The sequence below is a fragment of the Amycolatopsis sp. NBC_00348 genome (genome assembly GCF_036114655.1).
Classification (GTDB): domain Bacteria; phylum Actinomycetota; class Actinomycetes; order Mycobacteriales; family Pseudonocardiaceae; genus Amycolatopsis.
In genome coordinates this window covers 6633902-6659196 of the sequence record NZ_CP107994.1, presented here as the reverse complement: position 1 = coordinate 6659196, position 25295 = coordinate 6633902, and the positions used below count along the sequence as shown (strand labels likewise).

Genomic DNA, 25295 nt, shown 5'->3' with positions numbered 1-25295 from the left:
AGCGAAGGAGTGCTACGTGGCTGAGATGTCCGTGGAGCTGGTGGCCGTCGAGCGCCGTCTCTGGTCGGGTACCGCCACTTTCGTGGTGGCCCAGACCACCGAGGGCGAGATCGGCATCATGGCCGGTCACGAGCCCGTGCTCGGGCAGCTCGTCGAGGGTGGCGTGGTCAAGGTGACGACCACCGACGGCGAAACGGTCTGCGCGGCCGTGCACGGCGGTTTCCTGTCGGTCACCGGCACCGGGGTGAGCATCCTCGCCGAAAGTGCCGAGCTTTCCGACGAAATCGACGTCGACGCGGCGAAGGCGGCCTTGACCGCCGACGACGAGACCGAGCGGACCAGGGCCTCGGCCCAGCTCCGCGCGGCAGGTCAGTCGGTCTGAGCGAGCGACGGGCAGGAGCCGGGCCGTGCAGATCACCGTGGTGGTAGTCGGGCTCCTGATCGTGCTCGTGGTGCTGGTCGGCTGGTACGGCCAGCGATGGATCCGGATGCGCCGCGGTGGGGGCGTGAGCGTCGCGCTGCGGTGGCGTCCGGACAGCGCGCGGGCCAGCTGGCACCTGGGGCTCGGCCGCTACGAGGGTGACGAGTTCGTCTGGTACCGGGTGTGGAGCCTCCGCAGCGGCCCGGACCGCGTCTTCCAGCGCGCGAGCATGCAGATCGCCGACCGCCGTGACCCCTCCGGCAGCGAGGCCTACGCGGTTCCCGAAGGCGCCATCGTGCTGCGCTGCGAGTCCGAGACCCAGGAAGCGATCGAGATCGCCATGGGCCCGGGCGCGCTCACCGGGTTCCTCTCCTGGCTCGAGTCGGCCCCGCCCGGACGACGACTCCCGCGCGCGTCCTGACCTGCTGTCTCACTCTGCTGTCTCAAACCGAGACAGCCAGGGCCGCCGTTTTGGCCTACGGTTGACCGCATGATCTTCATCGTGGTCAAGTTCCCGGTCAAACCGGAGCACGCGGAAGCCTGGCCGGACATCGTCGCGGACTACACGAAGAACACCCGCGCCGAAGCGGGCAACCGGTTCTTCGAGTGGTCCCGCAGCCTCGAAGACAAGAACACGTACGTGCTGGTCGAGGGCTTCGAGGGCCAGGACGCCGCCGTCGCGCACGTCGGCTCCGACCACTTCAAGTGGGCCACCGAGAACCTGGGTGCCTACATCTCGGACAACCCGCAGATCATCAACGTCCAGGACGCCTCCGACTGGGGCCCGATGGCCGAGATCGCCCCCCACTAAACTGGGGTTCGTGACCCTCGTCGACATCCCCGGCTCCAAGTCCGTCACCGCCCGAGGCCTGTTCCTGGCCGCCGCCGCGCGCGGCACCACCGTGCTCGGCCGTCCGCTGCACTCGGACGACACCGAGGGCTTCGCCGAGGGGCTCGTGAAGCTCGGTTACCAGGTCGACCGGCGGCCGGACGCCTGGACGATCGAGGGCCGGCCGTCGGGGCCGGGCGTGGCGTCCGCCGACGTCTTCTGCCGCGACGGCGCCACCACGGCCCGCTTCCTGCCCGCGCTGGCCGCGGCTGGCACCGGCACGTTCCACTTCGACGCGTCCGACCAGATGCGCCGGCGTCCGCTGGGCCCGCTCACCGACGCGCTGCAGGAACTGGGCGTCGACCTGACCTTCGAGGGCGAGCCGGGCCACCACCCGCTGACCGTCCGCGCGAACGGCGTCAAGGGCGGCGACCTGACCCTGGACGCGGGCCTGTCGTCGCAGTTCCTGACGGCGTTGCTGCTGCTCGGGCCGCTGACCGCGGAGGGGCTGCGGATCACGGTGACCGACCTCGTGTCGGTGCCGTACGTCGAGATCACGCTGGAGATGATGCGGCGCTTCGGCGTCGACGTCCGCCGCGAGGGCAAGACGTTCGTCGTCCCGCCGCAGCCTTACCAGGCGTGCGACTACCCGGTGGAGCCCGACGCGTCGACGGCCAGCTACTTCCTGGCCGCGGCGGCGGTCACCGGCCGCACGGTGACCATCCCCGGCCTGGGTTCGACGGCGCTGCAGGGCGACGTGCGGTTCGTGGACGTCCTCGAGCGGATGGGCGCCCACGTGCAGCTCGAAGAGGACTCGGTGACGGTCGCGGGCCCCTCGGACGGCCTGCGCGGCGTCACGGTGAACATGCGCGACATCTCCGACACGGTCCCGACGCTGGCGGCGATCGCGCCGTTCGCGGCCGGCCCGGTGCGCATCGAGGACGTCTACAACACGCGCATCAAGGAGTGCGACCGCCTGGACGCGTGCGAGGAGAACCTGCGCGCCATGGGCGTCTCCGTGGAGACGGGCCGCGACTGGATCGAGATCCAGCCGGGCACGCCCGCCGGCGCCCTGGTCAAGTGCCGCCGCGACCACCGGATCGCGATGGCCTTCAGCATCACCGGCCTGCTGGTCGACGGCATCACGCTGGACGACCCGGAGTGCGTGAAGAAGACGTTCCCCGGCTTCCACCAGGCCCTGGGGTCGCTGCGGGAGAGCTGGGGGATCTAGGAGGGCTGCCCGCCCGGCTGCCACAGCACGTCACCCTCGGGGTTGGCCAGCCGGGCGAGGATGAACAGCAGGTCCGACAGCCGGTTCAGGTACTTCACCGCGATCGGGTTCGTCGTCTCCGGCTCGGCTTCGTACAGCTCCCACGCCGAGCGCTCCGCCCGCCGCGACACCGTGCGCGCCTGGTGCAGGAACGCCGCGCCCGGGGTGCCGCCGGGCAGGATGAACGACGTCAGCTTGGGCAGGCGGTCGTTGAAGTCGTCGCACCAGCCTTCGAGCCGTTCGAGGTACTTCTCGGTGATGCGCAGCGGCGGGTAGGGCGGGTCGTCCTGGATCGGCAGGCAGAGGTCCGCGCCGACGTCGAAGAGGTCGTTCTGCAGCACGCGCAGGACGTCCGTGATCTCGGCCGGCAGCGCGCCCATCGCGACGGCCAGCCCGATGACGGAGTTCGCCTCGTCGGTGTCGGCGTAGGCGCCCAGCCGGGGCGAGGTCTTGGGCACGCGCGACCCGTCGCCGAGCGCCGTCGTGCCGTTGTCGCCGACCTTGGTGTACACGCGGTTGATGCGAACGACCATGAAGCCACCATAGCGGCCCCCGCCCGGGTCGAATCCGGGCGAGAGGGCATGATTGGCGGCCATGAGCGAGCACTTCGACGTGCATGGCGGAGCCCGGCTGGTCGGCGAGGTCGACGTGGTCGGGGCCAAGAACAGCGTGCTGAAGCTGATGGCCGCGGCCCTCCTCGCGGAGGGCACCACGACCATCACGAACTGCCCGCAGATCCTCGACGTCCCGCTGATGGGCGACGTGCTGCGGAGCGTCGGCTGCGAGGTCGTCATCGAGGGCGACACGGCCACCATCACCACGCCGGCCGAGCTGTCCTACCGCGCCGACTCGGCGGCGATGGGCAAGCTGCGCGCGTCCGTCTGCGTGCTGGGACCGCTGGTGGGCCGGCTGAAGCAGGCCGTCGTGGCGCTGCCGGGCGGTGACGCGATCGGCTCGCGGCCGCTGGACATGCACCAGAACGGCCTGCGCAAGCTGGGCGCGACGAGCACCATCGAGCACGGCTGCGTCGTCGCTAAGGCCGAGACGCTGGTCGGCGCGCAGATCTGGCTGGACTTCCCGAGCGTCGGCGCGACCGAGAACATCCTGATGGCCGCCGTCCTCGCCGAGGGCACCACGGTGATCGACAACTGCGCGCGCGAGCCCGAGATCGTCGACATCTGCACGATGCTCGTGGAGATGGGCGCGAAGGTCGAAGGCGCCGGGACGTCGACGCTGACCGTGCACGGCGTGGAGCAGCTGCACCCCACCGAGCACAGCGTGATCGGCGACCGGATCGTGGGCGCCACCTGGGCGTTCGCCGCGTCGATGACCCGCGGCGACCTGACCGTGCGCGGGGTCAACCCGCACCACCTCGACCTGGTGCTGGACAAGCTCCAGCTGGCCGGCGCCGAGGTCACCACGTTCGGCGACAAGGGCTTCCGCATCGTGCAGGCCGAGCGGCCGCAGGCGGTCGACTGGGTGACGCTGCCGTACCCCGGCTTCGCGACCGACCTGCAGCCGTTCGCGGTCGCGCTGTCGGCGGTGTCCGAGGGCACGTCGATGATCACGGAGAACGTCTACGAGGCCCGGTTCCGGTTCATCGAGGAGATGATCCGGCTCTCCGGCGACACCCGCACGGACGGCCACCACGCGGTGGTCCGCGGCGTCGAACGGCTCTCCAGCGCGCCGGTCTGGGCGTCGGACATCCGCGCGGGCGCCGGGCTGGTGCTGGCCGGGCTGTGCGCGGACGGCGTCACCGAGGTCTGGGACGTCTTCCACATCGACCGCGGCTACCCGCACTTCGTCGAGAACCTGAACCGCCTGGGCGCGCGCATCGAGCGCGTCAGCGGCGAGCCCGACCGCACCTGAGCCGTCACACGTCCTGCGCGCCCAGCGCGCGCAGGACGTACTCCACCAGCCGGTCCAGGTAGTCCGGCTCCACCGGGGCCCGGCGGACCACCATGCGCCAGTAGATCGGCGCGCCCAGGACGTCCATCCCCATCTCGACGTCGAGGTCCGCCGGGAGCTCGCCGCGGTCCATCGCGCGGCGCAGCATCACCTCCGCGCGGTCGCGGCGCGGGCCGCCGATGCTGGTGCGCGCGCTTTCGGCCATCTCGGGGTTTCGCGCGCCCTCGGCGATGAGGTCCGGCAGGATCCGCGAGAACACCGGGTGCGTGAGCCAGTCGATCATCGCCTGCAGCGTCACGCGCAGGTCGCCGCGCAGTGAGCCGGTGTCTTCGAGCACCGCGCGCGACACGCTGAACTCCGCGACGACCGCGGTGATCATCTCGTGCTTCGACGTCCACCGCCGGTACAGCGCGCTCTTGCCGACCCCGGCCCGCTTCGCCACCGCTTCCATCGACAGCCGCCCGTAGCCCTGCTCGGCGAGCTCGTGCAGCACCGCGTCCGTGATGGCCTGGGTGACTTCGGGCTGGAGGACCGCGGCGCCGGTCGGGGTGCGTGCCATGACGCGCAGTCTAGCGGGTGGACGGAACGGTACCGTCCCGTCTACAGTGACGTCGGGACGGTACCGTCTCGTCCAAACGCTGAAGGAGGCATCCGTGCGACCGAGCGAACTCGTCGAGCACGCGCTCGACCTGCTGGTGAAGCACGACATGGCCGGGTTCGCCGGGCTGTGGGCCGAGGACGGCGTCCTCGAGTTCCCGTTCGCCGCGGCGGGCTACCCGGCCCGCGTCGAGGGCCGGGACGCCATCGCCGACTACCTGCGCGGCTACCCGGACCTGCTCGACGTCCGGGCGATCACGGCGAAGACCGTGCACGAGACCGGTGACCCGGGCGTGGTCGTCGTGGAGATGACCGCGGCCGGTGTCGTCGTCGCGTCGCGGAAGCCGTACGAGCTGTCCTACATCGCCGTGCTGACGGTCGAAGACGGCGAGATCCGGCGCTACCGCGACTACTGGAGCCCGCTCGCCGCGGCCGAGCTGATGGGCGGCGTCGACGAGCTGACGGCGGCGTTCGCCGGGAGCGACCGTGGCTGACGTCCTGGTCCTCGGCGGCACCGGCACCACCGGCGGCCGGGTCGTCGCGGGCCTGCGCGCCCTCGGCGTCACGGCGCGGGCCGCCACGCGCCAGGTGCGCGAGCCCGGTCAGGTGCGCTTCGACTGGACCGACCGCGGCTCGCAGGTGGCCGCGCTGCACGACGTTTCCGCCGTGTACCTGCTCGCCCCGATCGGCGAGGCCGAGCCCGCGCGGCTCGTCGAACCGTTCCTGGCGGACGCGCTCGACGCCGGCGTCCGGCGGGTCGTGCTGCTCAGCTCGTCGGCCGTCACCGAGGACTCGCCCGGGCTCGGCGAGCTGCAGCGCCTGGTGCGCGCCGCGCCGGAGTGGACCGTGCTGAAGCCGTCGTGGTTCATGCAGAACTTCACCGGCGAGCACCTGGTCGCCCAAGGCGTGCGGGACGGCGAGATCGTCACGGCCACCGGGGACGGCCGGGTGGCGTTCGTCGACGCCGGCGACATCGCGGCGGTCGCCGTCCGCGCGCTGACCGACGCCGAACCGCACAACACCGAACACGTGCTCACCGGCCCTTCGGCGGTGAGCTACGCCGAAGCCGCCGAGATCGTCGCCGCGCACACCGGACGTCCGGTGCGGCACCGCGCGGTGAGCACCGCCGAGTTCGCCGCTTTGGTTACCGCGTCCGGGATTCCCGCCGAGTTCGCCGCCGTTCTCGCCGCGCTCGACGAGGACATCCGCCGCGGCACCGAAGACCGTGTCACCCCGGCCGTCGAAGAGGTCACCGGCCGGCCCGCTCGTTCGTTCCGCACCTTTGTGATGGAGGAAATCCGATGAAGCAGCTCATGTTCACCGAGGACCCGCAGTTCTGGTTCGAGACCCTGCGCCTGTTCGGCCACGCGGCCTACGGCGGTTCGGACTTCGGCGAGGTGCTCGCGGCGGCGTCGACCGTGACGCCGGGGGACTACGACAGCTGGCACGACGCCTACCGCGCCCTGGCCGACCGGCTGTACGCCGAAGCGGCCGACGCGAGCCCGGTCACCGCGCGGGACCTGCTGCTGCGCGCGTCGACGTACTACTTCTCGGCGGACTTCTTCCTGCACGGTGACCCGGCGGACCCGCGGATCGCGGCGGCGTACGACCGCAGCGTCGAGTGCTTCCGGCGCGCGGGCGTCGCCGAGCCGGTCGAAATCCCGTACGAGGGCACGGTGTTGCAGGGCTACTTCTACCGCGCGCCCGGCGCCGGGCCGAAGCCGGTCCTGGTGATGCACAGCGGTTTCGACGGCAGCGCCGAGGAACTCCACTTCTTCGGCGCGGCGTCCGGCGCCGAGCGCGGCTACCACGTCCTGACCTTCGACGGCCCCGGCCAGCCGAGCGCGATGCACCGCGACAAGCTCGTGTTCCGGCCGGACTGGGAGCACGTCGTCACGCCGGTGGTGGACTTCGTGCTGGGCCTCGACGGCGTCGACCCGGCGCGGATCGCGTTGCTGGGCGTCAGTCTGGGCGGCGAGCTCGCGCCGCGCGCGGCGGCGTTCGAGCCGCGGCTGGCGGCGGTGATCGCGGTCGACGGCGTCTACGACGCGGGCTCCGCGGTGACGTCGATGCTGCCGTGGGACCGCGACGAGATCGTCCGCCGCGCGAACGCCGAGCACGACGAGGAGTTCGACGCGCTGCTCGCCGCCGGCCGGCAGGCCAGCTCGACCCTGCGCTGGGCGTGCGACCACGGCCGGTACGTCCTGGGCGCGGCGACCGACCGCGAGTTCGTCGCGAAGTACCTCGAGTACACGCTCGAAGGCGGCATCGCGGAGAAGATCACGTGCCCGACGCTGATCTGCGAAGCGGCGGACGACCTGTTCTTCGCCGGTGAGACGGAAAGCGAGCCACGCCGGCTGTACGAGCACGTGATGGCGCCGAAGACGTTGCTGACGTTCACGGCGGAGGAAGGCGCGGACGCCCACTGCCACGTCGGCGCCCAGCGGCTCGCGACCGGCCGCGTCTACGACTGGCTGGACCGCACGCTCTAGCTTTCGACGGCGAGCGCGGCCCCGAAACCGAGCAGCGCGGCGCCGGTGACACCGTCGAGGGTGCGGCGGACCCGGCGCCGCAGCAGCCACGCGCGAATCCGGTGCACCCCGGCGACGATGACGAGCTGCCACAGCGTCGCGAGCACCCCGACGGTCCCGGCGAGCACCAGCGCTTCGGCGACGGTCGAGTCCGGCGTGAGGAACTGCGGCAGCATCGAGAGGTAGAAGACGAGGACCTTCGGGTTGGTGAGGTTGCAGAGAAAGCCCTCACGCCACCGCCGCCCACCGCGGGGCGCATCGGCGGCGAGGGCCCGGTAGTCCCCCCGCCACGCGGCGACGAGCGCTTTGACGCCGAGATAACCGAGGTAGCCGGCACCGGCCCAGCGCAGAGCTTCGAAAACGGGTTCGGACCGGACGATCACGGCACTCAGCCCGAGCGCGGCGGCCAGACCTTGCGCGAGGTTCCCGGACCCGATGCCGAGAGCGGTCAGCACCCCGCCCCGGCGTCCACCGGCGAGCGAGTTCTTGAGCACCAGCGCGGTATCCGGCCCGGGCACGACGAGCACGAGAAGGACGAAGAGCAGATAGGTGCCGTAGGTTCCCCAGGTCATGCCACCGAGGCTAGGACGCACGGCGGCGGTTGTCGCCGGATCCCGGAATGCGGTCCCGCCGGCCGCGGCCGAGGCTGCCACGACGCCCCTTCGAGCCGCGGCCACCCAGGCCCGCCCCCACCCTCCTCCAGGGGGGCGTGCCCAAGTCCAGTCTATCGGCGGGGACCGACCGGACCGGCCGTGAAGCGGTTTTCGCGCGGAGTTGTCCACATCGGGCGAGGCCTGTGGACAACGCTTGGACCCGGCTCGCGCGGTGGCCGGAACGGGGTCTCGGAAGCGTCGCCCCGGGGCAGGCGACGAAAGCGTCGCCCCGAGAGCGGCCGACGAAAGCCTCACCCCGGGGGCAGGCAACGTCGCGTCAACCCCGGAGGCAGGCAGCGTCGCCCCCGGGAGCGGGCGACGTCAGCCTTCGAGGGCCAGCGCCGCGCCGAAGCCGAGCAGCGCCGTTCCGGTGACGCCGTCCATGGCGCGGCGCACCTTCCGCTGCTGCAACCAGCCGCGCACCCGGTGCACGAACAAGAGCAGCAGCACCTGCCACACCACGCCCAGCGCGGCGACCGTGTACGCCAGCAGCAGCGCGTCGCCCTGGTCCGTCACGCCCGGGGTCAGGAACTGCGGCAGCACCGACAGGTACAGCACGATCACCTTGGGGTTGGTGATGTTGGAGAGGAACCCTTCGCGGAACCGCCGGGCGCGGGACGCGCGCGCCCGGCGGCCGTCGTCGAGCGCTTCGTAGTCGCCGCGCCAAGCGCCGCGCAGGGCCTGGACGCCCAAGTACACCAGGTAGGCCGCGCCGAGCCACTTCACCGTCACGAACACCGGCTGGTAGCGGGTGATCACCGCGCCCAGCCCGAGCGCGGCCGCCGTGCCCTGCAGGAAGTTCGCGACGCTGATGCCGCCGCACGCCCAGCCGCCGCCGCGCGCGCCGCCGGTGAGCGCGTTCTTCAGCACCACCATGGTGTCCGGGCCCGGCATCATCGCCAGCAACGCCATCATCGCCGCGAACCCGGCGTAGGTGCTCCACGTCATCAGGACTCCAGGGCGAGGGCGGCGCCGAACCCGACCAGCGCGGTGCCGGTGACGCCGTCGAGCGTCCGGCGGACCCGGCGACGGCCCAGCCACGCGCGCACGCGGTGCACGAACAGCAGCAGCACCAGCAACCACAGCCCGCCGATCACGGCGGTGGTGTAGGCCAGCGCGAGCGCGTCCCACGTCGTCGTGTGCCCGGGGTCGAGGAACTGCGGCAGCACCGAGAGGTACAGCACCAGCACCTTCGGGTTGGTGACGTTGGAGAGCAGCCCCTCGCGGAACCGCCGGAAACCCCCGCCGCGACGGCGTTGCTGCGTCTGCTCGACGACGTCGTAGTGCCCGCGGAACGCACCGCGCAACGCCTGGAAGCCGAGGAAGACGAGGTAGGCCGCGCCGACCCACTTGAGGGCGAGGAACACCGGCTGCGACTTCGCGATGAGCACGCCGAGCCCGAGCGCGGCGGCGCTGCCCTGCACGACGTTCCCGGTGAGGATCCCGAGCGACGCGAGCAGCCCGCCCCGGAAGCCGCCGGACAGCGCGTTCTTCAGCATCACCATCGTGTCCGGCCCCGGCGCGAGCACGATCAGGACCACGATGAGCAGGTAACTCCCGTACACACTCCACGTCACGGCTACCCACGCTAACCGACGGATCTCGGTCCGGTCTCGCGGATTTCCGTCACAGCGTCCGGCGCGTAGTTTGTCCGTATGTACCGGGGGAACTGAGGCTTCAAGCCGGCGAAAACCTGCTGTGGCAGTGTTCGCCGCGACCCGAACCGCCCGAAGAGCGGAACAAGGCGGTGCTGGCTGGGTCGCCGCGGTCGTCGTGTTCGTGAGCCTCGGCCAGACGACGTTCGCCGCCGTGCTGGCCGTGTTCGGCCTCGTGTCGGGTGGCTGGTCCGAATACTCGCGGCGGCGGCACGCCGATCTGGTCGAGTACTTCGTGACCGATCAACGGATCGTCGTCCACAGCGACGAAGAGGGCGAGTTCGCCGGCACGATCACCTTCGCCGGCGCCGAAGGTCGGCGCCGGCACCGGGTCGTCCACATCGACCGCTACGCCGAACCCGATCTCAGGCTCCGCGAGATCGACCACGCACAGAGGGTGTTCGCGCACGTACAGCGCGCTCGGCATGCGGCGCCGGACACCCCGGCAGAGTAGTGTTCGGCCATGTCAGCAGGGGAAATCGATCTTCTACCCGGTGAGCGCGTGCTCTGGGCGGGCGAGCCGGTCCAGCGCCCGTTCTACGTCGCCGCGGACGGGGTGATCGCCCCCGCCGGGCTCGTCGTCACCGCGGCCGCGCTGTGGTTCCTCCTCACGCAGCGACCCGAAGGCGCGGGCATGCTCGCCGGGCTGGTCGTGCTGGTGGCCGGCTTGTACGGCGCGGTCGGCCGGTCCGCCGTCCGCTACCTCGCGCTCGGCCGGACGACCTACGCCGTGACGGACAGCCGGATCATCGCGCGCTCGGGCCTGTTCCGGCAGAAGGAACGCTCCAGCGAACTGGCCGGCCTGTCGGCGCCGGTCCTCAAGCCCGGTCGGTCGAGCACGGGCACCTTCGCTTTCCCCGAGCCCGGCTCGGTGACGCTGATGGGCGTCGGCGAACCCAAGCGCGTCCGCGACCTGCTGACCAAGGCCATCGACGAGGCGAAGAGCCGCCAGGCCCCGCCGGAACCGGACAGTTCGGCCGCCTGACGGGCAACCCGGACACCCGCCGGAGCGTGCCTCAGGTGTGCAGGCCTACACGGGTGAACAGGTGCTGTGGACGGGAAAGCCGGTCCACCGGCCGCTCTTGAACCGCCTCGACCACCACGCCGTGCTGATCGGGGCCGTGGTGCTCGCGGTCGTGGGGTACTTCGCGGCGGACAAGGCCGCTGCCGAAAGACCGCACGCGCTGCTGGCGATGATCGGGTGCGGTGGTCTGCTGCTCTTCCACTTCGGCTTGCGGCCGTGCAGCTCAGGCGCCTGACCTACGTGCTCACCGACCGACGGCTGGTCGTCGACGCCGGTGCCGTGTGGCGGCGCACGCGGACCCAGCCCCTCACCGGGCTGGACGTGCCGGTCGTCGTGCCGGAGCGCGGCGGCGCGGGGACGATCACCTTCGGCCCGGTCGACCCGCGTCTCGTGGCCGCGGCGCGCTACGGCGCCCACCGGATCAAGGCCGTGCCCCTCCCGATCGTGCTGACGGGCATCGCCGAACCGGAGCGAGTACGCGCCCTGTTCGCCGAGGCGATCGGCGAGGCCCGGCGCAAGCAGGCGGCCGGCGAACCGGGTGACTCGCTCTTCTGACCCCGAACAGGCAACCACCCGGTCCACGCGTGCGTGTTCCCACTGCTTACTGGGGAGTGGAGGCCACGGTGGACCTGCCGACGAACGTGCTGATGCCGGGAGAACGCCTGCTGTGGTCGGACCGGCCGCGGCGCGTCGCGTTCGACGGCCAAGACTGGTACCGGCTGGTCTTCGGTCTGGTCTGGGGGTTTCTGACACTGGGGATCCCGCTGTTCGGGCACGCGCGGTTCTTGATCGTCTCGCCGATCTTCGCCGCGTTCGGGCTCGCGGTCGCCTGGGGCCCGATCGTCATCCGGCAACGGGCTCTGCGCCGCGCGGTGTACGCCGTGACCGACCGGCGGGTCGTGGTGGCCGATCGCGTCTCGGGCAGGATCCGCGCCTCGGCGTACCTGGGCGCGCTGCCGCCGCCGGTGGTGCGGGCCGGGCGCGCCGGCGCCGGCGCCGTCACCTTCGGGAGCACCGACGGCCTGCTGGGGTCGTTGACCGGGGCCGCGAACCCGGGGGCGTTCCTGGCTCGGTCCGTACGGCTGGTCGGCTTGTCCGACGCCGAGTACGTCCGCGACCTGATCGCGCAGGTCCAGGCCCGGCCGTGGGCCGCCGGCTGAGCGCGGCCGTCACCCGGACGTGTCCGATTCCACTCCGCCGCATAAGTTACCGGCCGGTACACTCTGTGGGTCGACCAGCGCCGGAGGTGCACAGTGCCGTACCCATCCGACCACGAGCGGGATCGCCCGTGGGTGATGCGCACGTACGCGGGGCACTCCTCCGCGGCCGCGTCGAACGAGCTCTACCGGCGCAACCTCGCCAAGGGGCAGACCGGGCTCTCCGTCGCCTTCGACCTGCCGACCCAGACCGGCTACGACCCGGACCACCAGCTCAGCCGCGGTGAGGTCGGCAAGGTCGGCGTGCCCGTGTCGCACATCGGCGACATGCGGCGGCTCTTCGACGGCATCCCGCTCGCCGAGGCCAACACGTCGATGACCATCAACGCGCCGGCCATGTGGCTGCTCGCGCTGTACGTCTCCGTGGCGCGCGAGCAGGCCGAAGCCGAGGGCCGGGACGTCGACGAGGTGCTCGCGAAGCTCACCGGCACCACGCAGAACGACATCATCAAGGAGTACCTGTCCCGCGGGACCTACATCTTCCCGCCGGGCCCGAGCCTGCGGCTGATCACCGACATGATCGCGTGGACCGTGCACCACGTGCCGAAGTGGAACCCGATCAACATCTGCAGCTACCACCTGCAGGAAGCCGGCGCGACGCCGACGCAGGAGGTCGCGTACGCGCTGTGCACCGCGATCGCCGTCCTCGACGCCGTCCGCGACTCCGGGCAGGTCGACCCGGCCGACATGGGCAAGGTCGTCGCGCGGATCTCGTTCTTCGTCAACGCCGGCGTCCGGTTCGTCGAGGAGATGTCCAAGATGCGCGCGTTCACCGCGCTCTGGGACGAGATCACGCGGGATCGTTACGGCGTAACGGATCCGAAGGCACGCCGGCTGCGTTACGGCGTCCAGGTCAACTCGCTCGGGCTCACTGAGGCCCAGCCTGAGAACAACGTCCAGCGGATCGTGCTGGAGATGCTCGCGGTGTCGCTCTCCCGCGGCGCGCGGGCCCGCGCGATCCAGCTGCCGGCGTGGAACGAGGCGCTCGGCCTGCCCCGGCCGTGGGACCAGCAGTGGGCGCTGCGGATGCAGCAGGTGCTCGCCTTCGAGACGGACTTGCTGGAGTACGAGGACATCTTCGACGGCTCGCACGTCATCCAGGCCAAGGTCGACGAGATCATGGCCGGCGCGCGCGAGGAGATCGCTCGCGTCCAGGACGTCGGCGGCGCGGTCGCCGCGGTCGAGAGCGGCTACATGAAGTCGCAGCTGGTCGGGTCGCTGGCCGAGTACCGCCGCGGGATGGAGAACGGCGAGCGGGTGCTGGTTGGGGTCAACAAGTTCGCGACGACCGAGCCGTCGCCGCTGCAGGCCGAGGGCGCGAAGGCGATCGAGACGATCGATCCGGCCGTCGAGAAGGACGCCGTCGCGGCGCTCGAGGAGTGGCGCGGCCGGCGGGACAGCGACGCCGTCGAACGGTCACTGGCCACGTTGAAGGAGATCGCGCGGACGTCCGCGAACCTCTTCGAGGCCACTGTGGACTGTGCGCGGGCCGGCGTGACCACCGGCGAGTGGTCCGGCGCGCTGCGCGAGGTGTTCGGCGAATACCGGGCGCCCACCGGGGTTTCCGCGACCGCCGCGGGCGGTGGCGACCCGGGGATCGAACGGGTGCGCGCCCGCGTCCGCGCCACCGAGGCGGAACTGGGCGAGCGGCTGCGGATCCTGGTCGGCAAGCCGGGCCTCGACGGCCACTCCAACGGCGCCGAGCAGGTCGCCGTCCGCGCCCGCGACGTCGGCTTCGAAGTCGTCTACCAGGGCATCCGGCTGACGCCCGAGCAGATCACCGCGGCCGCCGTCCAGGAAGGCGTGCACGTCGTCGGGCTGTCGGTGCTGTCCGGCTCGCACCTCGAGGTCGTGCCGCACGTCGTCGACGGCCTGCGGGCCGCGGGCGCGGGTGACGTGCCGGTGATCGTCGGCGGGATCATCCCGCCCGACGATGCCGCGTTGCTCACCGAACGCGGCATCGCGCGGGTGTTCACGCCCAAGGACTACGAGCTGACCGACATCATGGACGGCATCGTCTCGCTCATCCGGGAGCGCCACGGCCTCAGCTGAGGCCCGCCAGGATGTCCTTCGTGGACTTGACGGTGGCGAACTGGTTGTGCAGGTTCGCCGCCGTGACGCGGTACAGCTCGTCGGCAGTGACGACGTCGCCGTCCACACCCGGCAGGTCGAACGTGAACGTCGCGTCGAGCGCGAAAGTCACGTCGTAGCCGAGGTTTCCGCCCATCCGCGCGGTGGTCTCGCAGCAGAAGTTCGTCTGGATGCCGGCGAGCACGAAGCTCGTGATGCCGCGCTTGCGCAGCCACGCGTCGAGGTCGACGTCGCCGATGAACGCCGAGTTGACCCGCTTGCCGAACACCAGGTCGGGGCGCGCGCCGTCGAGTTCGGGCTTGAAGTCGTTGCCCGGCTGGCCGGGCCGCAGCGACGACTTCGGCCCCGTCGAGTCGTGGTGCACCAACACGACCGGCAGCCGCCGCTCCTGCCACGCGTCGAGCAGGGCCTTGATGTTCGCTTCGGCGCCGGGGTTGTTGCGCGGTCCCCAGACGGGCTCGTCGAACCCGCGCTGGACGTCGATCAGGATGAGTGCCGTTTCGGTCATGACGTCGAGTTTCGCGGTTCCGTGACGCCCAGGGGAGTGGCAGAAGACGCGCGATGCGGTACTTTTCTGCCATGCGCACGATCGGCGTCCTGCTCCTGCCCGGCACCCGGATGTTCGACCTCGCGGTGATCGGCGAGGTCTGGGGCCAGGACCGCACCGACAGCGGGATCGGCCCGTTCACCCTGCGGCTGTGCAGCCCGGGCCGGGTCCGCACGGCCGTCTCGCCGTTCGGCGACGTCGCGGCCACGCACGGCCTGGCCGGGCTCGACGGCTGCGACCTCGTGCTGGCGCCGGGCCGCGACGACCCGCTCGCTCCGGTGCCTTCTGCCGCCGGCGCGGCCCTGCGGCGGGCGCACCGCGCGGGGACGACGGTGGCCGCGTTGTGCTCGGGTGCGTTCACGCTGGCCGCCGCCGGCCTGCTTGATGGCCGCGCGGCGACCACGCACTGGCGCGACTTCGACGCCCTGACCGTCGCCGCGCCGCGCGCCGACCTGCGGCGCGACGTGCTCTACACCGACGACGGCGGCGTCCTGACCTCGGCGGGCGTCGTCGGCGGCCTCGACCTCTGCCTGTACCTGGTCCGCCGGGACCACGGCGCGGACGTCGCCGCCGCGCTCGCGCGCCGGCTGGTGATGCCGCCGGCGCGCGAAGGCGGGCAGCGCCAGTACGTCGACAACCCGCTGCCGCCGGCGAATGCCCAGCCGGGCATGGCGTCCACAATGGACTGGGCGCTGGCCCGGATCGGCGACGACATCGGTGTCGATGACCTGGTCGGGCACGCGCGGATGAGCGAGCGGACGTTCCACCGGGAGTTCGCCGCGGCCACCGGCGTGACGCCGGGACGCTGGCTGCGCGTCCAGCGCGTCCGGTACGCGCAGCGCTTGCTGGAGACGACCGAGCTGCCGGTCGAACGGGTCGCGCAGCGCTCCGGCCTGGGCACCGCGGCGAACCTGCGGCGCCGGATGCGCGCCGAGGTCGGCGTCGGCCCGGACAGTTACCGGCGCACGTTCCGAAGGGTTACCGTCGGGGCATGACCGAGTACGAGCACATCCTGGTCAAGCGCGACGGCGACACCGTCACGATCACCATGAACCGCGCGGCACGGCGCAACTCGCTGTCCGCGGACCACCTCGCCGAGCTGCTGGCCGCGTTCCGCGAGGCCGGGACGTCCGATGCGACGGGCATCGTGCTGGCCGGCGCCGGCCCGGTGTTCTCCGCCGGCCACGACTTCGGCGACGTCGCCGCGCGCGACCTGATGGGCGTGCGCGAACTGCTGGCGTTGTGCACGGACCTGATGCGCACGATGCAGTCGGTGCCGCAGGTGGTCATCGCGCGGGTGCACGGCCTGGCCACCGCCGCGGGCTGCCAGCTGGTGGCCTCGTGCGACCTCGCCATCGCCGCCGAATCGGCGGGTTTCGCGCTCCCGGGCGGCAAGGGCGGCTGGTTCTGCCACACCCCGGCGGTCCCGGTGGCGCGCTCGATCGGCCGCAAGCGCCTGATGGAGCTGGCGCTGACCGGCGACGTCGTCGACGCGCCGACCGCGCTCGACTGGGGCCTGGTCAACCGCGTCGTGCCGGACGAGCAGCTCGACGACGCCGTCGCGGAGCTGCTCGCGCGGGCGACGCGGGGCAGCCGGGCGAGCAAGGCGATGGGCAAGGTGACGCTGTACGCCCAGCTGGACCGGCCCGAGGCCGACGCGTACGCGATCGCGCTGGAGGTGATGGCCTCGGCGTCGCAGCTGCCCGGCGCCCGCGAAGGCATGGCCGCGTTCCTGGAGAAGCGCAAGCCCTCCTGGCCCGACTGATCAAGGCATCTCGGCGAGAGTCACCTGATCGGGTACCGCTCGGCCAGCATGAGCTGGGCCCACGCGGCGAGCGACTGCGCGTCGGTCATCTCGCCGGTGAGGATCATCTTCTCGACGTCGGCGCGGGTGAACCAGGCGCTGCGCATGTCCTGCTCCTCGATCTCGCGCTCCGGCTCGCCCTCGGTGAGCTCGGTGGCGAGGAACACCCAGCCGCGCTGGCTGCTCATCCCGGCCGCGACGTCGAGCCGGCCGAGCGTCACCATCGTGCCGGCGCGCAGGCCGGTCTCCTCGCGCAGCTCGCGGGCCGCGAGCTCGCCGGGCGGCACGTCGGCCAGGTCGGGCGCGGTGCCCTGCGGGAACTCCCAGCGGCGTTCGCCGAGCGGGTAGCGGAACTGCTCGACCAGCCGGAACCGGTCGCCGTCCTGGGCGATGACGAGCGCGTACGCCGGTTTGTCGATCACGCCGTAGATGCCGGCGGAGCCGTCGAGACGGCGGATTTCGTCCTCCCGGACGGTCATCCAATTGTTCCGGTACACCTCGCGGGACGCGACACGCTGAATGGGGTCCACCGGACCAGTATCCCGGACCTGTCCTACCCTCCTCGGGTGCGTCTCGTGATCGCGCGGTGCCAGGTCGACTACGCCGGCCGGCTGACCGCCCACCTGCCGATGGCTACCCGGCTGCTGCTCGTGAAGTCCGACGGCTCGGTGTCGGTCCACTCCGACGACCGCGCGTACAAGCCGTTGAACTGGATGAGCCCGCCCTGCTGGCTGATCGAGGACGGCAAGATCTGGATCGTCGAGAACAAGCAGGGCGAGAAGCTGGTGATCTCGATCGAGGAGATCTTCCACGACTACTCCCAGGCGCTGGGCGCGGAGCCGGGCCTGCAGAAGGACGGCGTCGAGGCGCACCTGCAGGCCCTGCTGGCCGAGCACATCAAGACCCTCGGCGACGGCTACACCCTGGTCCGCCGCGAATTCCCCACGCCGATCGGCCCGGTCGACATCATGGCCCGCGACGCCGACGGCAAGTCGGTGGCGGTGGAGATCAAGCGCCGCGGCGAGATCGACGGCGTCGAGCAGCTGACGCGCTACCTGGAGCTGCTGAACCGCGACCCGCTGCTGGCCCCGGTGCAGGGCGTGTTCGCGGCCCAGATCATCAAGCCGCAGGCGCGCACGCTGGCGGAGGACCGCGGGATCCGCTGCCTGACCCTGGACTACGACGAGCTGCGCGGCATCGAGTCCGACGAGTTCCGGCTGTTCTGAGTGGTGCAGCCCGGCCGCTACGTCCACTACAAGGGCCACGAGTACGAGGTGCTCGGCGTCGCGTCGCACAGTGAGACCGAGGAACAACTGGTCGTGTACCGCGCGCTCTACGGCGAGCGGGGCCTCTGGGTGCGCCCGGAAGCGATGTTCACCGAGACGGTCGAGACTTCGGACGGTCCGGTGCCGCGCTTCCGCCGGGTGACTTCCTGAGCCACCTTCACCACAGTTCGACGGTCGCCCCGGCGCTCTCGAGTGCCCGCCGCGCCACTTCGGCTTGTTCCGCCGGCACCTGCTGAAGCAGGATCGACGGTGACCAATTCCTTGGCGTCCACGACGCCGAGCCCACGAACCAGCCGCCGCACCGCCCGGACGACCCTCCACCTGCCGGCCGCCGGCGTCGACCAGCGCCACGTCGAGCCGTTCGAGTGCCGGTTGTTCTTCGCCCTTGCAGGCTGAGGGCCGGTGGCGACTTGTTCGTTCAGCAGATCGGCGAACTCGCGGCCGGCGCGAGCACACCGAGGAACAGCACACGCGGGACGGTCACCCGGTCGTTGCGCCCGTACCGGGTTTCCACGTGAGCGGACAGGCCGTGAAGGGATGTTTCCTCCGGGCGGTCCGGTGGCGGGAAGACGCACCTGAGTCGCTTCACCCGTCGCCGCTGTCACGGTGATGCCGAATCGATGCCGTATTCGTGTATCTGATTCGGCTGCCATTACTCCGGCCGGGGAATTGTTGACCGGATAGCGCGCGTTGCGGTGGGCCGATCATTTCATCCGTCTTATCTTAATGCGCTGTTCGGGTGAGGTGCGGATCCATTGAGTCCGGCTCGTGGGATACTCGATTCGAGGGGTTCCGCCGGTACGTCCGGTGTGGCCGGAGGGTGGTGCGCTCGGCCGTCTTTTTCGTCGTGCCAACGTTTGTTTCCGCCTTTGAGCTCGGTGTGCGCATGTCCTCCGGTCGATGTGCGCGCGTTTTCGCCTGCACGGAGGAGGAAGTCATGCGTTATCGCCCGCTCGGTTCCGATCCGCTCGACCCGCGGCTGGGCCGGTTCATTCCGGACGACTGGGAGCACGTCGAACGGTATCCGTTGTCGGCGCTCGCCGACGACGACCGGCCGACGCGGTCGCCCGTCGTCATCGGGGTCAACTGGTACTCCGCTTTCGACACGCCGGAGCAGGACGAGAAGTCCGGCGAGTTCTTCATCGCGAAGGCGGGCGCCGACGCGCTCGGCCGGATCCGCGGCGGGCACTGCGTCTGCCTCGAACCGGGCGGCACCCCGGACACCGACGCCAACTACGCCTTCTACGACCAGGGCGCGGAAGGCGCCTGCGTCGGCTTCGGCTGGTCGCGGTGCATGTCGCTGTTCAACGGCGGCGAGTACACCGCCCGCTGGCTCTGGGACGCGGCCAAGAAGGGCGACGAATGGCCCGAGACCAACCCCGGTGACGACAACGGCACCTCCGTCCGCGCCGGCGCCGAGGTGCTCAAGGACGCCGGGCACGTCCTTTGGGACGACTCGTACAAGAACGACGACTGGGAGGCGCGGGAGAAGTACGTCCCCGACGCCAAGCAGGGCATCGCGGCCTTCCGCTGGGCCAAGTCGGTCGACGACGTGCACGCCGTCCTCGGCAACCCGCGGGCCGACGAGCTCGGCGCGGTGCCGCTGCTCAACTCGTGGGGTCCGGAGTACCCGCACCGCACCTACCTGCCCGACGACGTGCTCGCCCGGCTGATCGACGAGGAGGGCGAGATCGCCGTCCCGACCGATCGATGATCCCCAACTGAGTCGCTCCCGCGGCGTCGAGGGCGCGTTTCCACTGGTCAGAGACCGGGAAACGCGCCCTCTGTGCACAATGGACAGCTCAGCGTGCCGACCCGGAAACCATGCAGTACTGTCCGGATCCGACAGGACAGTGGTGATTCCTGTCGGTTCTTGTCCAGTTTGAAAGTACAGCCGGGAGGTGGGTCGGGTGCTTCTCGCCGATGCGAACCTGCGACTCGACGCCAACGCGATCGACTACATCGAGCTGGCGTTCTACTTCGTCCTGGTGCTCGGCATCGGGTACCTGGCCCGAAGGCAGGTGTCGAGCAGTCTCGACTTCTTCCTGTCGGGCCGTTCGCTACCCGCCTGGGTGACCGGCCTCGCGTTCATCTCCGCGAACCTCGGTGCGGTCGAGGTCATGGGCATGTCGGCCAACGGCGCCCAGTACGGCCTGCCGACCGTGCACTACTTCTGGATCGGCGCGATCCCGGCGATGCTGTTCCTCGGCATCGTGATGATGCCGTTCTACTACGGCTCGAAGGTCCGCAGCGTCCCGGAGTTCATGCGCCGCCGCTTCGGCAAGCCGGCCCACCTGCTCAACGGCATCAGCTTCGCCGCCGCTCAGATCCTGATCGCGGGCGCGAACCTGTTCCTGCTGGCCAGCGTCGTGAACCTGCTGCTGGGCTGGCCGATCTGGGTGTCGATCATCATCGCCGCCGTGATCGTGCTCTCCTACACCGCGCTCGGCGGCCTGTCCGCCGCGATCTACAACGAGGTCCTGCAGTTCTTCGTGATCGTGATCGCGCTGGTGCCGCTGACGATCATCGGCCTGGTGAAGGTCGGCGGCTGGCAGGGCCTGGTCGACAAGGTCACCGGCAGCCCGGGCGGCACCGCGCAGCTGCACTCGTGGCCCGGTGACAACCTGACGGGCTTCGGCAACAACATCCTCTCGATCCTCGGCATCGTGTTCGGTCTGGGCTTCGTGCTCTCGTTCGGCTACTGGACGACGAACTTCGTCGAGGTGCAGCGCGCGATGGCGTCGAAGAGCATGTCCGCCGCGCGGCGCACGCCGATCATCGGCGCGTTCCCGAAGATGCTGGTCCCGTTCATCGTGATCATCCCCGGCATGATCGCCGCGGTCACCGTGTCCGAGTACGTCAAGGACAAGCAGGTCCTGCTCGACGGCGGCACCGCGGAAAGCGGCGTCACCTTCAACAACGCGCTCCTGCTGCTGATGCGCGACCTGCTGCCCAACGGCATGCTCGGCATCGCGATCGCCGGCCTGCTGGCCTCGTTCATGGCCGGCATGGCCGCGAACCTCAGCTCGTTCAACACGGTCTTCACGTACGACATCTGGCAGACGTACGTCAAGAAGGACAAGCCGGACGGCTACTACCTGCGTCTCGGGCGCATCGTCACGTCGGTCGGCACGGTCCTCGCGATCGGCACCGCGTTCATCGCCTCGAACTCCGGCAACATCCTGGACTACCTGCAGGACCTGTTCTCGTTCTTCAACGCGCCGCTGTTCGCGACGTTCATCCTGGGCATGTTCTGGAAGCGGATGACGCCGCACGCCGGCTGGAGCGGCCTGCTGCTCGGCACCGCGTCCGCGATCACCGTCTGGGGCCTGTCGCAGGCCGGGGTGATCGGCTTGAGCGGCCAGGGCACCAGCTTCGTGGCCGCCGGGACCGCGTTCGTCGTCGACATCGTGGTGAGCGTCGTGGTCTCGCTGGCGACCAAGCCGAAGCCGGACGAAGAACTGGTGGGTCTCGTCTACTCGCTGACGCCGAAGGCGACGCGGCAGCACGACAACACCGGCGAGAACGCGGGCTGGTACCGCAAGCCGGGCCTGCTCGCGGGCATCGTGCTCATCCTGACCATCGCCCTCAACGTCATCTTCTAGGAGGTCCCCGTTATGGCTACCGAGTCCGGCGCGCGGCCGAAGAAGGCGGGCGCTTTCGACATCCGGCTGATCATCGCCCTGCTGATCGGCGTCTACGGCGTCATCCTCACGGTGCTGGGCATCGGTTTCACGTCCGACGCCGAGCTGCAGAAGGCGGCCGGGGTGAACATCAACCTGTGGGCCGGGATCGGCATGCTGGTGGTCGCCGCGCTGTTCTTCACCTGGGCGCAGGTCCGGCCGCTGGTCGTGCCGGCCGAGACCGAGACCGAAGAGACCACCGACACGACCCCGGCGGCGGGCGAATAGCCGGGTTGTCCGGACAGCGGCGCGCTGCTGCCGCTACCGTGCATCGCGTGCTCCCTGACGTTCGACACCGCCGTCTCCCGAAGCTGTTCCTGCTGGTCACCGCCCTCACGCTGACTTTGACCGCGTGCGGGCAGGACCTCGGCCGGTCCAACTTCGCGCGGACGACGGTGCCCGCGGGGGCCGGTTCGGGCCCGGCCACCGACGGCCCGATCACCGACGCCGCGGTGGCCACCGGCGCCCTCCGCACGATCAAGCCGTGCCAGTTCCTGACCAAGGACGCCCTCGGCGCGCTCGGCCTCGGCACGGTCGAGGAGGACCCGACGCCGTCGTCGATCGCCTACGACCGCTGCACCAACAAGGTGAAGGACCCCGGCGGCAAGGAGATCCGGCTCGACTTCGAGATCGGCAACACCCTGCTGCCGCACGCGGACAAGACGACCGGCCTGGTCGGCGGGCTGCCGCTGCGCGTCGACAAGACCGACGACTCGGACTGCACGGTCGCGGCGATGACGGCGCTGAACCCGGACACGGCCATCACCCTGACGGTCGCCTACCCGGGTGATCCCTGCCGTCCCGGGCAGACGCTGATGGACGCGGTCGTGCAGAAGCTGCACAGCTCGCCGGAGAAGTACTCCACGCCGCCGGGCACGCTGCTGACCGCCGACCCGTGCACGATGGCGGAGTCCTCTGTGGTCGCCTCGGCCGCGCCGTCCGCGAAGCCGGCGCCGTCGGGCCTGCACGCCTGCGACTGGAAGGCCAAGGCCGCCTCCGCGACGGTGACGGTCGGGTTCCTGCCGGGCCTGCCCCCGATCGTGGGCGACGGTTACTCCAAGGTGGACCTCGGTGGCGGGATCACCGGTTTCCAGAAGAAGGGCACGTCGGGCTCGTCGCAGTGCGACGTGGAGTGGCAGCACCGGCCGTGGCAGGGCGACGACGTCGAACTGGCCCAGGTGCGCTACCAGAACTACGACGCCCAGGCGGACAAGGACGACCCGTGCGGCAAGGCGGTCACCGTCGCGAAGAACGTCGTCACGTTGCTCCCGAAACCCTGACCTGGCGTACGGCCGCGCGGAGATGTAGGAAGAGGGCACCCACCCGCTGATGTGCCGGAGGTTGCCGTGAAGAAGATCATCAACGATCCGGCGAACGTGGTCGTGGAGTCGCTGCGGGGCCTCGCCGCCGCGCACGCCGACATCCTCCGCGTCCAGGAGGACCCGGACGTCGTGGTCCGGGCCGACGCCCCGGTCGCGGGCAAGGTCGCCGTCATCTCCGGCGGCGGGGCCGGGCACGAACCGCTGCACGGCGGCTTCGTCGGCCTGGGCATGCTCGCGGCCGCCGTCCCGGGCGCGGTGTTCACCTCGCCCACCCCGGACGCCGTGCAGGCCGCCGTCACCGCGACCACGGGTGACGCCGGGGCGCTGCTGATCGTGAAGAACTACACCGGTGACGTGCTCAACTTCGAGACCGCCGCCGAGCTGGCCGCCGCCGAGGGCCTCGAGGTGCGCAGCGTCGTGATCGACGACGACGTCGCGGTCAAGGACTCGACGTTCACCGCCGGCCGCCGCGGGGTCGGCGGCACGGTGCTGCTGGAGAAGATCACCGGCGCGGCCGCCGAGCGCGGCGACTCGCTCGACGCGGTGACCGCGCTGGCGGAGAAGGTGATCGGCCAGGTGCGCTCGATCGGCGTCGCGCTGACCGCGCCGACCGTGCCGCACGCCGGCACCCCCAGCTTCGAGCTCGCCGACGACGAGATCGAGTTCGGCATTGGCATCCACGGTGAGCCCGGCCGCGAGCGGATCCCGCTCGAACCGGCCGACGCGCTGGTCGCGCGCATGGTCGAGGCGATCGTCTCGGACCTGCCGTTCGCCTCTGGGGACCGTGTGCTGCTGTTCACCAACTCGATGGGCGGCACCCCGCTGGTCGAGCTCTACCTGGCCCACGGCATCGCCGAGCGGCTGCTGGCCGAGCGTGGGATCGTGGTCGAACGCCGGCTGGTCGGGCCGTACATCACCAGCCTCGAGATGCAGGGGATGAGTCTGACGTTGCTCAAACTGGACGACGAGCTGACGGAGCTGTGGGACGCGCCGGTCAACACCGCGGCCCTGCGGTGGGGGCTCTGATGACCTGCAAGTCCGCGGGGGTCGCGGCGGCCGTGCGCGCCGCCGCGGCGGTCGTCGCCGAGCACCGCGCCGAGCTGATCGAGCTCGACCGCGCGATCGGCGACGGCGACCACGGCGAGAACCTGAACCGCGGTTTCACGGCCGTCGTCGCGGCCCTCGACGCCGCCGAGCCGGACACCCCGGGCGGGGTGCTGAAGCTCGTCGCGACGACGCTGATCTCCAAGGTCGGCGGCGCGGCCGGCCCGTTGTACGGCACGGCTTTCCTGCGTGCCTCGGCCAAGCTGGGCACGACCGCCGAGCTCGACGTCCCGGCGCTGCTCGACGCGCTGCGCGCCGGGCTCGAAGGCGTCCAGGCCCGCGGGAAGGCCGTGGCCGGCGACGCGACGATGGTCGACGCCCTGATCCCCGCCCTTTCGGCCGCGGAGAAGGCGGCCGAGGACGGCGGGGACGTCGCCGCGGTGCTGACCGCGGCCGCCGACGCCGCCGACCGCGGCGCCGAGTCCACAGTGGACCTGGTGCCGCGCAAGGGCCGGGCGTCCTACCTCGGCGAACGGGCGGTGGGCCACCTGGACCCGGGCGCGCGCTCGTCGGCCCTGCTGCTGCGGGCGTTCGCGGGAGCCGCCCGGTGAGCGTCGGCATCGTGCTCGTGTCGCACAGCGGGAAGCTCGCGGAAGGCCTCGCCGAACTGGCCGCCCAGATGGCCCCGGACGTCACGATCCTGCCGGCCGGCGGCCTGCCCGACGGCGGGATCGGCACGGACTACGACGAGGTCGTCGCGGCCACCCAGCGCGCCGACTCCGGGGCCGGGGTGGTGCTGCTCTACGACCTCGGCAGCGCCCAGATGACCGCCGAGCTGGCCGTCGAGTCGCTGGCCGACCCGTCGGCCGCCCTCGTCGCGGACGGCCCGCTGGTCGAGGGCGCGATCGCGGCGGCCGTCGCCGCGCAGGCCGGCGGGGACCGCAAGGCGGTGGCGGAGGCCGCCGCGGCGGCCGGGATGCCCGAGGACCTGATGCCCGCTCCGCCGGTCACCGGCGGGGGTGGTGGTGGTGGTGGTGGTGACGAGATCGAGCTGGAGCTGCACAACGAGGTCGGCCTGCACGCGCGGCCGGCCGCGGTGCTGGTGCGCACGCTGAGCGCGTTCGACGCCGAGGTGAAGGTGGGCCTCGGCGAGCAGGAGGCCGACGGGCACAGCGTGCTGGCTCTGATGTCGCTCGGCGCCCGGCAAGGTGATCGGATCCGTGTCCGGGCGAGCGGCCCGCAGGCGTCCGAGGCGCTGGCCAAGGCGAAAGAGCTGGTGGAGGGCAATTTCGGCGAGTGAGCCCGCGTTGCCGACCGGGTGACAAACGCCGTTCTGACTCGATTCCGTCTGGGCTTCAGAAGGCGGCGCGTGGCAGTATCGGGGCAATTACCGGCGAGTAACATCACTGGAGG

At 71.1% G+C, this 25295-nt stretch carries 33 protein-coding genes; 26 read left to right on the top strand and 7 right to left on the bottom strand.

What is annotated here, in order from left to right; translation table 11 throughout:
- The first annotated feature begins 16 nt into the window (after positions 1-16).
- The 4 genes from OHS58_RS28940 to aroA all read left to right on the top strand — a co-directional run bounded on the left by OHS58_RS28940 (position 17) and on the right by aroA (position 2481).
- Positions 17-382 (top strand): F0F1 ATP synthase subunit epsilon, encoded by a 366-nt coding sequence (locus OHS58_RS28940; protein ID WP_247057106.1) that lies wholly within the window; start codon positions 17-19, stop codon positions 380-382.
- A gap of 25 nt (positions 383-407) precedes the next feature.
- Positions 408-842, top strand: coding sequence for a DUF2550 domain-containing protein (locus tag OHS58_RS28935; RefSeq protein ID WP_247057104.1), 435 nt, complete (start codon positions 408-410; stop codon positions 840-842).
- Between the two features lie 69 nt (positions 843-911).
- Positions 912-1232, top strand: coding sequence for a putative quinol monooxygenase (locus OHS58_RS28930; protein WP_326944133.1), 321 nt, complete (start codon positions 912-914; stop codon positions 1230-1232).
- A gap of 10 nt (positions 1233-1242) precedes the next feature.
- The gene (gene aroA / locus OHS58_RS28925) at positions 1243-2481 is read left to right on the top strand and encodes a 3-phosphoshikimate 1-carboxyvinyltransferase (protein WP_328644659.1); all 1239 of its coding nucleotides are present in this window, start codon (positions 1243-1245) and stop codon (positions 2479-2481) included.
- Here aroA and OHS58_RS28920 read toward each other — a convergent pair.
- Positions 2478-3053 carry a cob(I)yrinic acid a,c-diamide adenosyltransferase gene (locus OHS58_RS28920; protein ID WP_326944131.1) on the bottom strand — a complete coding sequence of 192 codons (576 nt, stop codon included), beginning with the start codon at positions 3051-3053 and terminating at the stop codon, positions 2478-2480. The two genes, aroA and OHS58_RS28920, sit on opposite strands and share 4 nt — an antisense overlap.
- A gap of 61 nt (positions 3054-3114) precedes the next feature.
- Here OHS58_RS28920 and murA point away from each other — a divergent pair, with 61 nt between their 5' ends.
- Positions 3115-4389 (top strand): UDP-N-acetylglucosamine 1-carboxyvinyltransferase, encoded by a 1275-nt coding sequence (gene murA / locus OHS58_RS28915; protein ID WP_326944130.1) that lies wholly within the window; start codon positions 3115-3117, stop codon positions 4387-4389.
- Positions 4390-4393: 4 nt separating this feature from the next.
- Here murA and OHS58_RS28910 read toward each other — a convergent pair whose 3' ends face one another.
- The gene (locus tag OHS58_RS28910) at positions 4394-4987 is read right to left on the bottom strand and encodes a TetR/AcrR family transcriptional regulator (RefSeq protein WP_328644658.1); all 594 of its coding nucleotides are present in this window, start codon (positions 4985-4987) and stop codon (positions 4394-4396) included.
- A gap of 94 nt (positions 4988-5081) precedes the next feature.
- Here OHS58_RS28910 and OHS58_RS28905 point away from each other — a divergent pair, with 94 nt between their 5' ends.
- Genes OHS58_RS28905 through OHS58_RS28895 form a run of 3 tightly spaced genes read left to right on the top strand, consistent with a single transcriptional unit; the run spans position 5082 to position 7517 of the window.
- A complete protein-coding gene (locus OHS58_RS28905) occupies positions 5082-5519 on the top strand; it encodes a nuclear transport factor 2 family protein (protein ID WP_328644657.1) in 438 nt (145 codons plus the stop codon).
- Entirely contained in the window at positions 5512-6330 is an 819-nt protein-coding gene (locus OHS58_RS28900) for an NmrA family NAD(P)-binding protein (RefSeq protein WP_328644656.1), read from the top strand. Before OHS58_RS28905 ends, OHS58_RS28900 begins: the two co-directional genes overlap by 8 nt.
- Positions 6327-7517 (top strand): alpha/beta hydrolase family protein, encoded by a 1191-nt coding sequence (locus tag OHS58_RS28895; RefSeq protein WP_328644655.1) that lies wholly within the window; start codon positions 6327-6329, stop codon positions 7515-7517. Before OHS58_RS28900 ends, OHS58_RS28895 begins: the two co-directional genes overlap by 4 nt.
- On the opposite strand, the gene OHS58_RS28890 is transcribed toward OHS58_RS28895, so the two are convergent.
- From OHS58_RS28890 to OHS58_RS28880, 3 genes are all read right to left on the bottom strand, one after another.
- On the bottom strand, positions 7514-8128 hold the full coding sequence (locus OHS58_RS28890) for a LysE family translocator (RefSeq protein WP_326944125.1): 615 nt from the start codon (positions 8126-8128) through the stop codon (positions 7514-7516). The genes OHS58_RS28895 and OHS58_RS28890 overlap by 4 nt on opposite strands.
- A gap of 402 nt (positions 8129-8530) precedes the next feature.
- On the bottom strand, positions 8531-9157 hold the full coding sequence (locus tag OHS58_RS28885) for a LysE family translocator (protein WP_328644654.1): 627 nt from the start codon (positions 9155-9157) through the stop codon (positions 8531-8533).
- Complete coding sequence (locus OHS58_RS28880; protein WP_328644653.1) at positions 9157-9786, bottom strand: LysE family translocator; 630 nt, start codon at positions 9784-9786, stop codon at positions 9157-9159. Before OHS58_RS28880 ends, OHS58_RS28885 begins: the two co-directional genes overlap by 1 nt.
- A 127-nt stretch (positions 9787-9913) precedes the next feature.
- Here OHS58_RS28880 and OHS58_RS28875 point away from each other — a divergent pair, with 127 nt between their 5' ends.
- The 6 genes from OHS58_RS28875 to OHS58_RS28850 all read left to right on the top strand — a co-directional run bounded on the left by OHS58_RS28875 (position 9914) and on the right by OHS58_RS28850 (position 14157).
- The gene (locus OHS58_RS28875; RefSeq protein ID WP_328644652.1) at positions 9914-10318 is read left to right on the top strand and encodes a hypothetical protein; all 405 of its coding nucleotides are present in this window, start codon (positions 9914-9916) and stop codon (positions 10316-10318) included.
- A gap of 9 nt (positions 10319-10327) precedes the next feature.
- Positions 10328-10849 carry a PH domain-containing protein gene (locus OHS58_RS28870; RefSeq protein WP_328644651.1) on the top strand — a complete coding sequence of 174 codons (522 nt, stop codon included), beginning with the start codon at positions 10328-10330 and terminating at the stop codon, positions 10847-10849.
- A 61-nt stretch (positions 10850-10910) separates the two neighbouring features.
- On the top strand, positions 10911-11123 hold the full coding sequence (locus tag OHS58_RS28865) for a hypothetical protein (RefSeq protein ID WP_328644650.1): 213 nt from the start codon (positions 10911-10913) through the stop codon (positions 11121-11123).
- A complete protein-coding gene (locus tag OHS58_RS28860) occupies positions 11105-11443 on the top strand; it encodes a hypothetical protein (RefSeq protein WP_328644649.1) in 339 nt (112 codons plus the stop codon). The genes OHS58_RS28865 and OHS58_RS28860 overlap by 19 nt, the downstream gene beginning before the upstream one ends.
- 68 nt (positions 11444-11511) lie before the next feature.
- Entirely contained in the window at positions 11512-12048 is a 537-nt protein-coding gene (locus OHS58_RS28855) for a hypothetical protein (RefSeq protein ID WP_328644648.1), read from the top strand.
- 93 nt (positions 12049-12141) lie between these two features.
- On the top strand, positions 12142-14157 hold the full coding sequence (locus OHS58_RS28850; RefSeq protein WP_328644647.1) for a protein meaA: 2016 nt from the start codon (positions 12142-12144) through the stop codon (positions 14155-14157).
- On the opposite strand, the gene OHS58_RS28845 is transcribed toward OHS58_RS28850, so the two are convergent.
- Positions 14150-14704 carry a cysteine hydrolase family protein gene (locus tag OHS58_RS28845; protein ID WP_326944118.1) on the bottom strand — a complete coding sequence of 185 codons (555 nt, stop codon included), beginning with the start codon at positions 14702-14704 and terminating at the stop codon, positions 14150-14152. The two genes, OHS58_RS28850 and OHS58_RS28845, sit on opposite strands and share 8 nt — an antisense overlap.
- A gap of 71 nt (positions 14705-14775) precedes the next feature.
- Between OHS58_RS28845 and OHS58_RS28840 the strand changes: the two genes are divergently transcribed.
- Together OHS58_RS28840 and OHS58_RS28835 are read left to right on the top strand one after the other, a co-directional pair.
- A complete protein-coding gene (locus OHS58_RS28840; RefSeq protein ID WP_328644646.1) occupies positions 14776-15738 on the top strand; it encodes a GlxA family transcriptional regulator in 963 nt (320 codons plus the stop codon).
- A complete protein-coding gene (locus OHS58_RS28835; RefSeq protein WP_328644645.1) occupies positions 15735-16508 on the top strand; it encodes an enoyl-CoA hydratase-related protein in 774 nt (257 codons plus the stop codon). Before OHS58_RS28840 ends, OHS58_RS28835 begins: the two co-directional genes overlap by 4 nt.
- A 20-nt stretch (positions 16509-16528) precedes the next feature.
- Here OHS58_RS28835 and OHS58_RS28830 read toward each other — a convergent pair whose 3' ends face one another.
- Positions 16529-17077 (bottom strand): NUDIX hydrolase, encoded by a 549-nt coding sequence (locus OHS58_RS28830; RefSeq protein ID WP_328644644.1) that lies wholly within the window; start codon positions 17075-17077, stop codon positions 16529-16531.
- A gap of 36 nt (positions 17078-17113) precedes the next feature.
- On the opposite strand from OHS58_RS28830, the gene nucS reads away from it, so the two are divergent.
- From nucS to dhaM, 10 genes are all read left to right on the top strand, one after another.
- On the top strand, positions 17114-17773 hold the full coding sequence (gene nucS / locus OHS58_RS28825; protein WP_247057078.1) for an endonuclease NucS: 660 nt from the start codon (positions 17114-17116) through the stop codon (positions 17771-17773).
- On the top strand, positions 17774-17983 hold the full coding sequence (locus tag OHS58_RS28820) for a DUF1653 domain-containing protein (RefSeq protein ID WP_328644643.1): 210 nt from the start codon (positions 17774-17776) through the stop codon (positions 17981-17983).
- Between the two features lie 99 nt (positions 17984-18082).
- On the top strand, positions 18083-18229 hold the full coding sequence (locus OHS58_RS28815; protein WP_328644642.1) for a hypothetical protein: 147 nt from the start codon (positions 18083-18085) through the stop codon (positions 18227-18229).
- A gap of 541 nt (positions 18230-18770) precedes the next feature.
- Positions 18771-19547: a hypothetical protein gene (locus OHS58_RS28810; RefSeq protein WP_326944113.1), complete on the top strand. Its 777-nt coding sequence runs from the start codon at positions 18771-18773 to the stop codon at positions 19545-19547.
- A 196-nt stretch (positions 19548-19743) separates the two neighbouring features.
- A complete protein-coding gene (locus OHS58_RS28805) occupies positions 19744-21438 on the top strand; it encodes a sodium:solute symporter family protein (RefSeq protein ID WP_326944112.1) in 1695 nt (564 codons plus the stop codon).
- A gap of 12 nt (positions 21439-21450) precedes the next feature.
- Positions 21451-21744 carry a hypothetical protein gene (locus OHS58_RS28800; protein ID WP_326944111.1) on the top strand — a complete coding sequence of 98 codons (294 nt, stop codon included), beginning with the start codon at positions 21451-21453 and terminating at the stop codon, positions 21742-21744.
- 47 nt (positions 21745-21791) lie between these two features.
- The gene (locus OHS58_RS28795; protein WP_328644641.1) at positions 21792-22796 is read left to right on the top strand and encodes a DUF3558 domain-containing protein; all 1005 of its coding nucleotides are present in this window, start codon (positions 21792-21794) and stop codon (positions 22794-22796) included.
- A gap of 66 nt (positions 22797-22862) precedes the next feature.
- Positions 22863-23864, top strand: coding sequence for a dihydroxyacetone kinase subunit DhaK (gene dhaK, locus OHS58_RS28790; RefSeq protein WP_328644640.1), 1002 nt, complete (start codon positions 22863-22865; stop codon positions 23862-23864).
- Positions 23864-24493: a dihydroxyacetone kinase subunit DhaL gene (gene dhaL, locus OHS58_RS28785; protein ID WP_328644639.1), complete on the top strand. Its 630-nt coding sequence runs from the start codon at positions 23864-23866 to the stop codon at positions 24491-24493. Before dhaK ends, dhaL begins: the two co-directional genes overlap by 1 nt.
- Positions 24490-25182, top strand: a complete 693-nt coding sequence (gene dhaM / locus OHS58_RS28780; protein ID WP_328644638.1) for a dihydroxyacetone kinase phosphoryl donor subunit DhaM — start codon at positions 24490-24492, stop codon at positions 25180-25182. The genes dhaL and dhaM overlap by 4 nt, the downstream gene beginning before the upstream one ends.
- The last annotated feature ends 113 nt before the right edge of the window (positions 25183-25295 follow it).

Coding starts and splice junctions, on each gene's coding strand:
- OHS58_RS28845 (WP_326944118.1), bottom strand. CDS start 14,704: ATGACCGAAACGGCACTCATCCTGATCGACGTCCAGCGCGGGTTCGAC.
- OHS58_RS28920 (WP_326944131.1), bottom strand. CDS start 3,053: ATGGTCGTTCGCATCAACCGCGTGTACACCAAGGTCGGCGACAACGGC.
- OHS58_RS28810 (WP_326944113.1), top strand. CDS start 18,771: ATGCGTTATCGCCCGCTCGGTTCCGATCCGCTCGACCCGCGGCTGGGC.
- OHS58_RS28835 (WP_328644645.1), top strand. CDS start 15,735: ATGACCGAGTACGAGCACATCCTGGTCAAGCGCGACGGCGACACCGTC.
- OHS58_RS28930 (WP_326944133.1), top strand. CDS start 912: ATGATCTTCATCGTGGTCAAGTTCCCGGTCAAACCGGAGCACGCGGAA.
- OHS58_RS28840 (WP_328644646.1), top strand. CDS start 14,776: ATGCGCACGATCGGCGTCCTGCTCCTGCCCGGCACCCGGATGTTCGAC.
- OHS58_RS28870 (WP_328644651.1), top strand. CDS start 10,328: ATGTCAGCAGGGGAAATCGATCTTCTACCCGGTGAGCGCGTGCTCTGG.
- dhaL (WP_328644639.1), top strand. CDS start 23,864: ATGACCTGCAAGTCCGCGGGGGTCGCGGCGGCCGTGCGCGCCGCCGCG.
- murA (WP_326944130.1), top strand. CDS start 3,115: ATGAGCGAGCACTTCGACGTGCATGGCGGAGCCCGGCTGGTCGGCGAG.
- OHS58_RS28895 (WP_328644655.1), top strand. CDS start 6,327: ATGAAGCAGCTCATGTTCACCGAGGACCCGCAGTTCTGGTTCGAGACC.
- OHS58_RS28800 (WP_326944111.1), top strand. CDS start 21,451: ATGGCTACCGAGTCCGGCGCGCGGCCGAAGAAGGCGGGCGCTTTCGAC.
- OHS58_RS28910 (WP_328644658.1), bottom strand. CDS start 4,987: ATGGCACGCACCCCGACCGGCGCCGCGGTCCTCCAGCCCGAAGTCACC.
- OHS58_RS28890 (WP_326944125.1), bottom strand. CDS start 8,128: ATGACCTGGGGAACCTACGGCACCTATCTGCTCTTCGTCCTTCTCGTG.
- OHS58_RS28885 (WP_328644654.1), bottom strand. CDS start 9,157: ATGACGTGGAGCACCTACGCCGGGTTCGCGGCGATGATGGCGTTGCTG.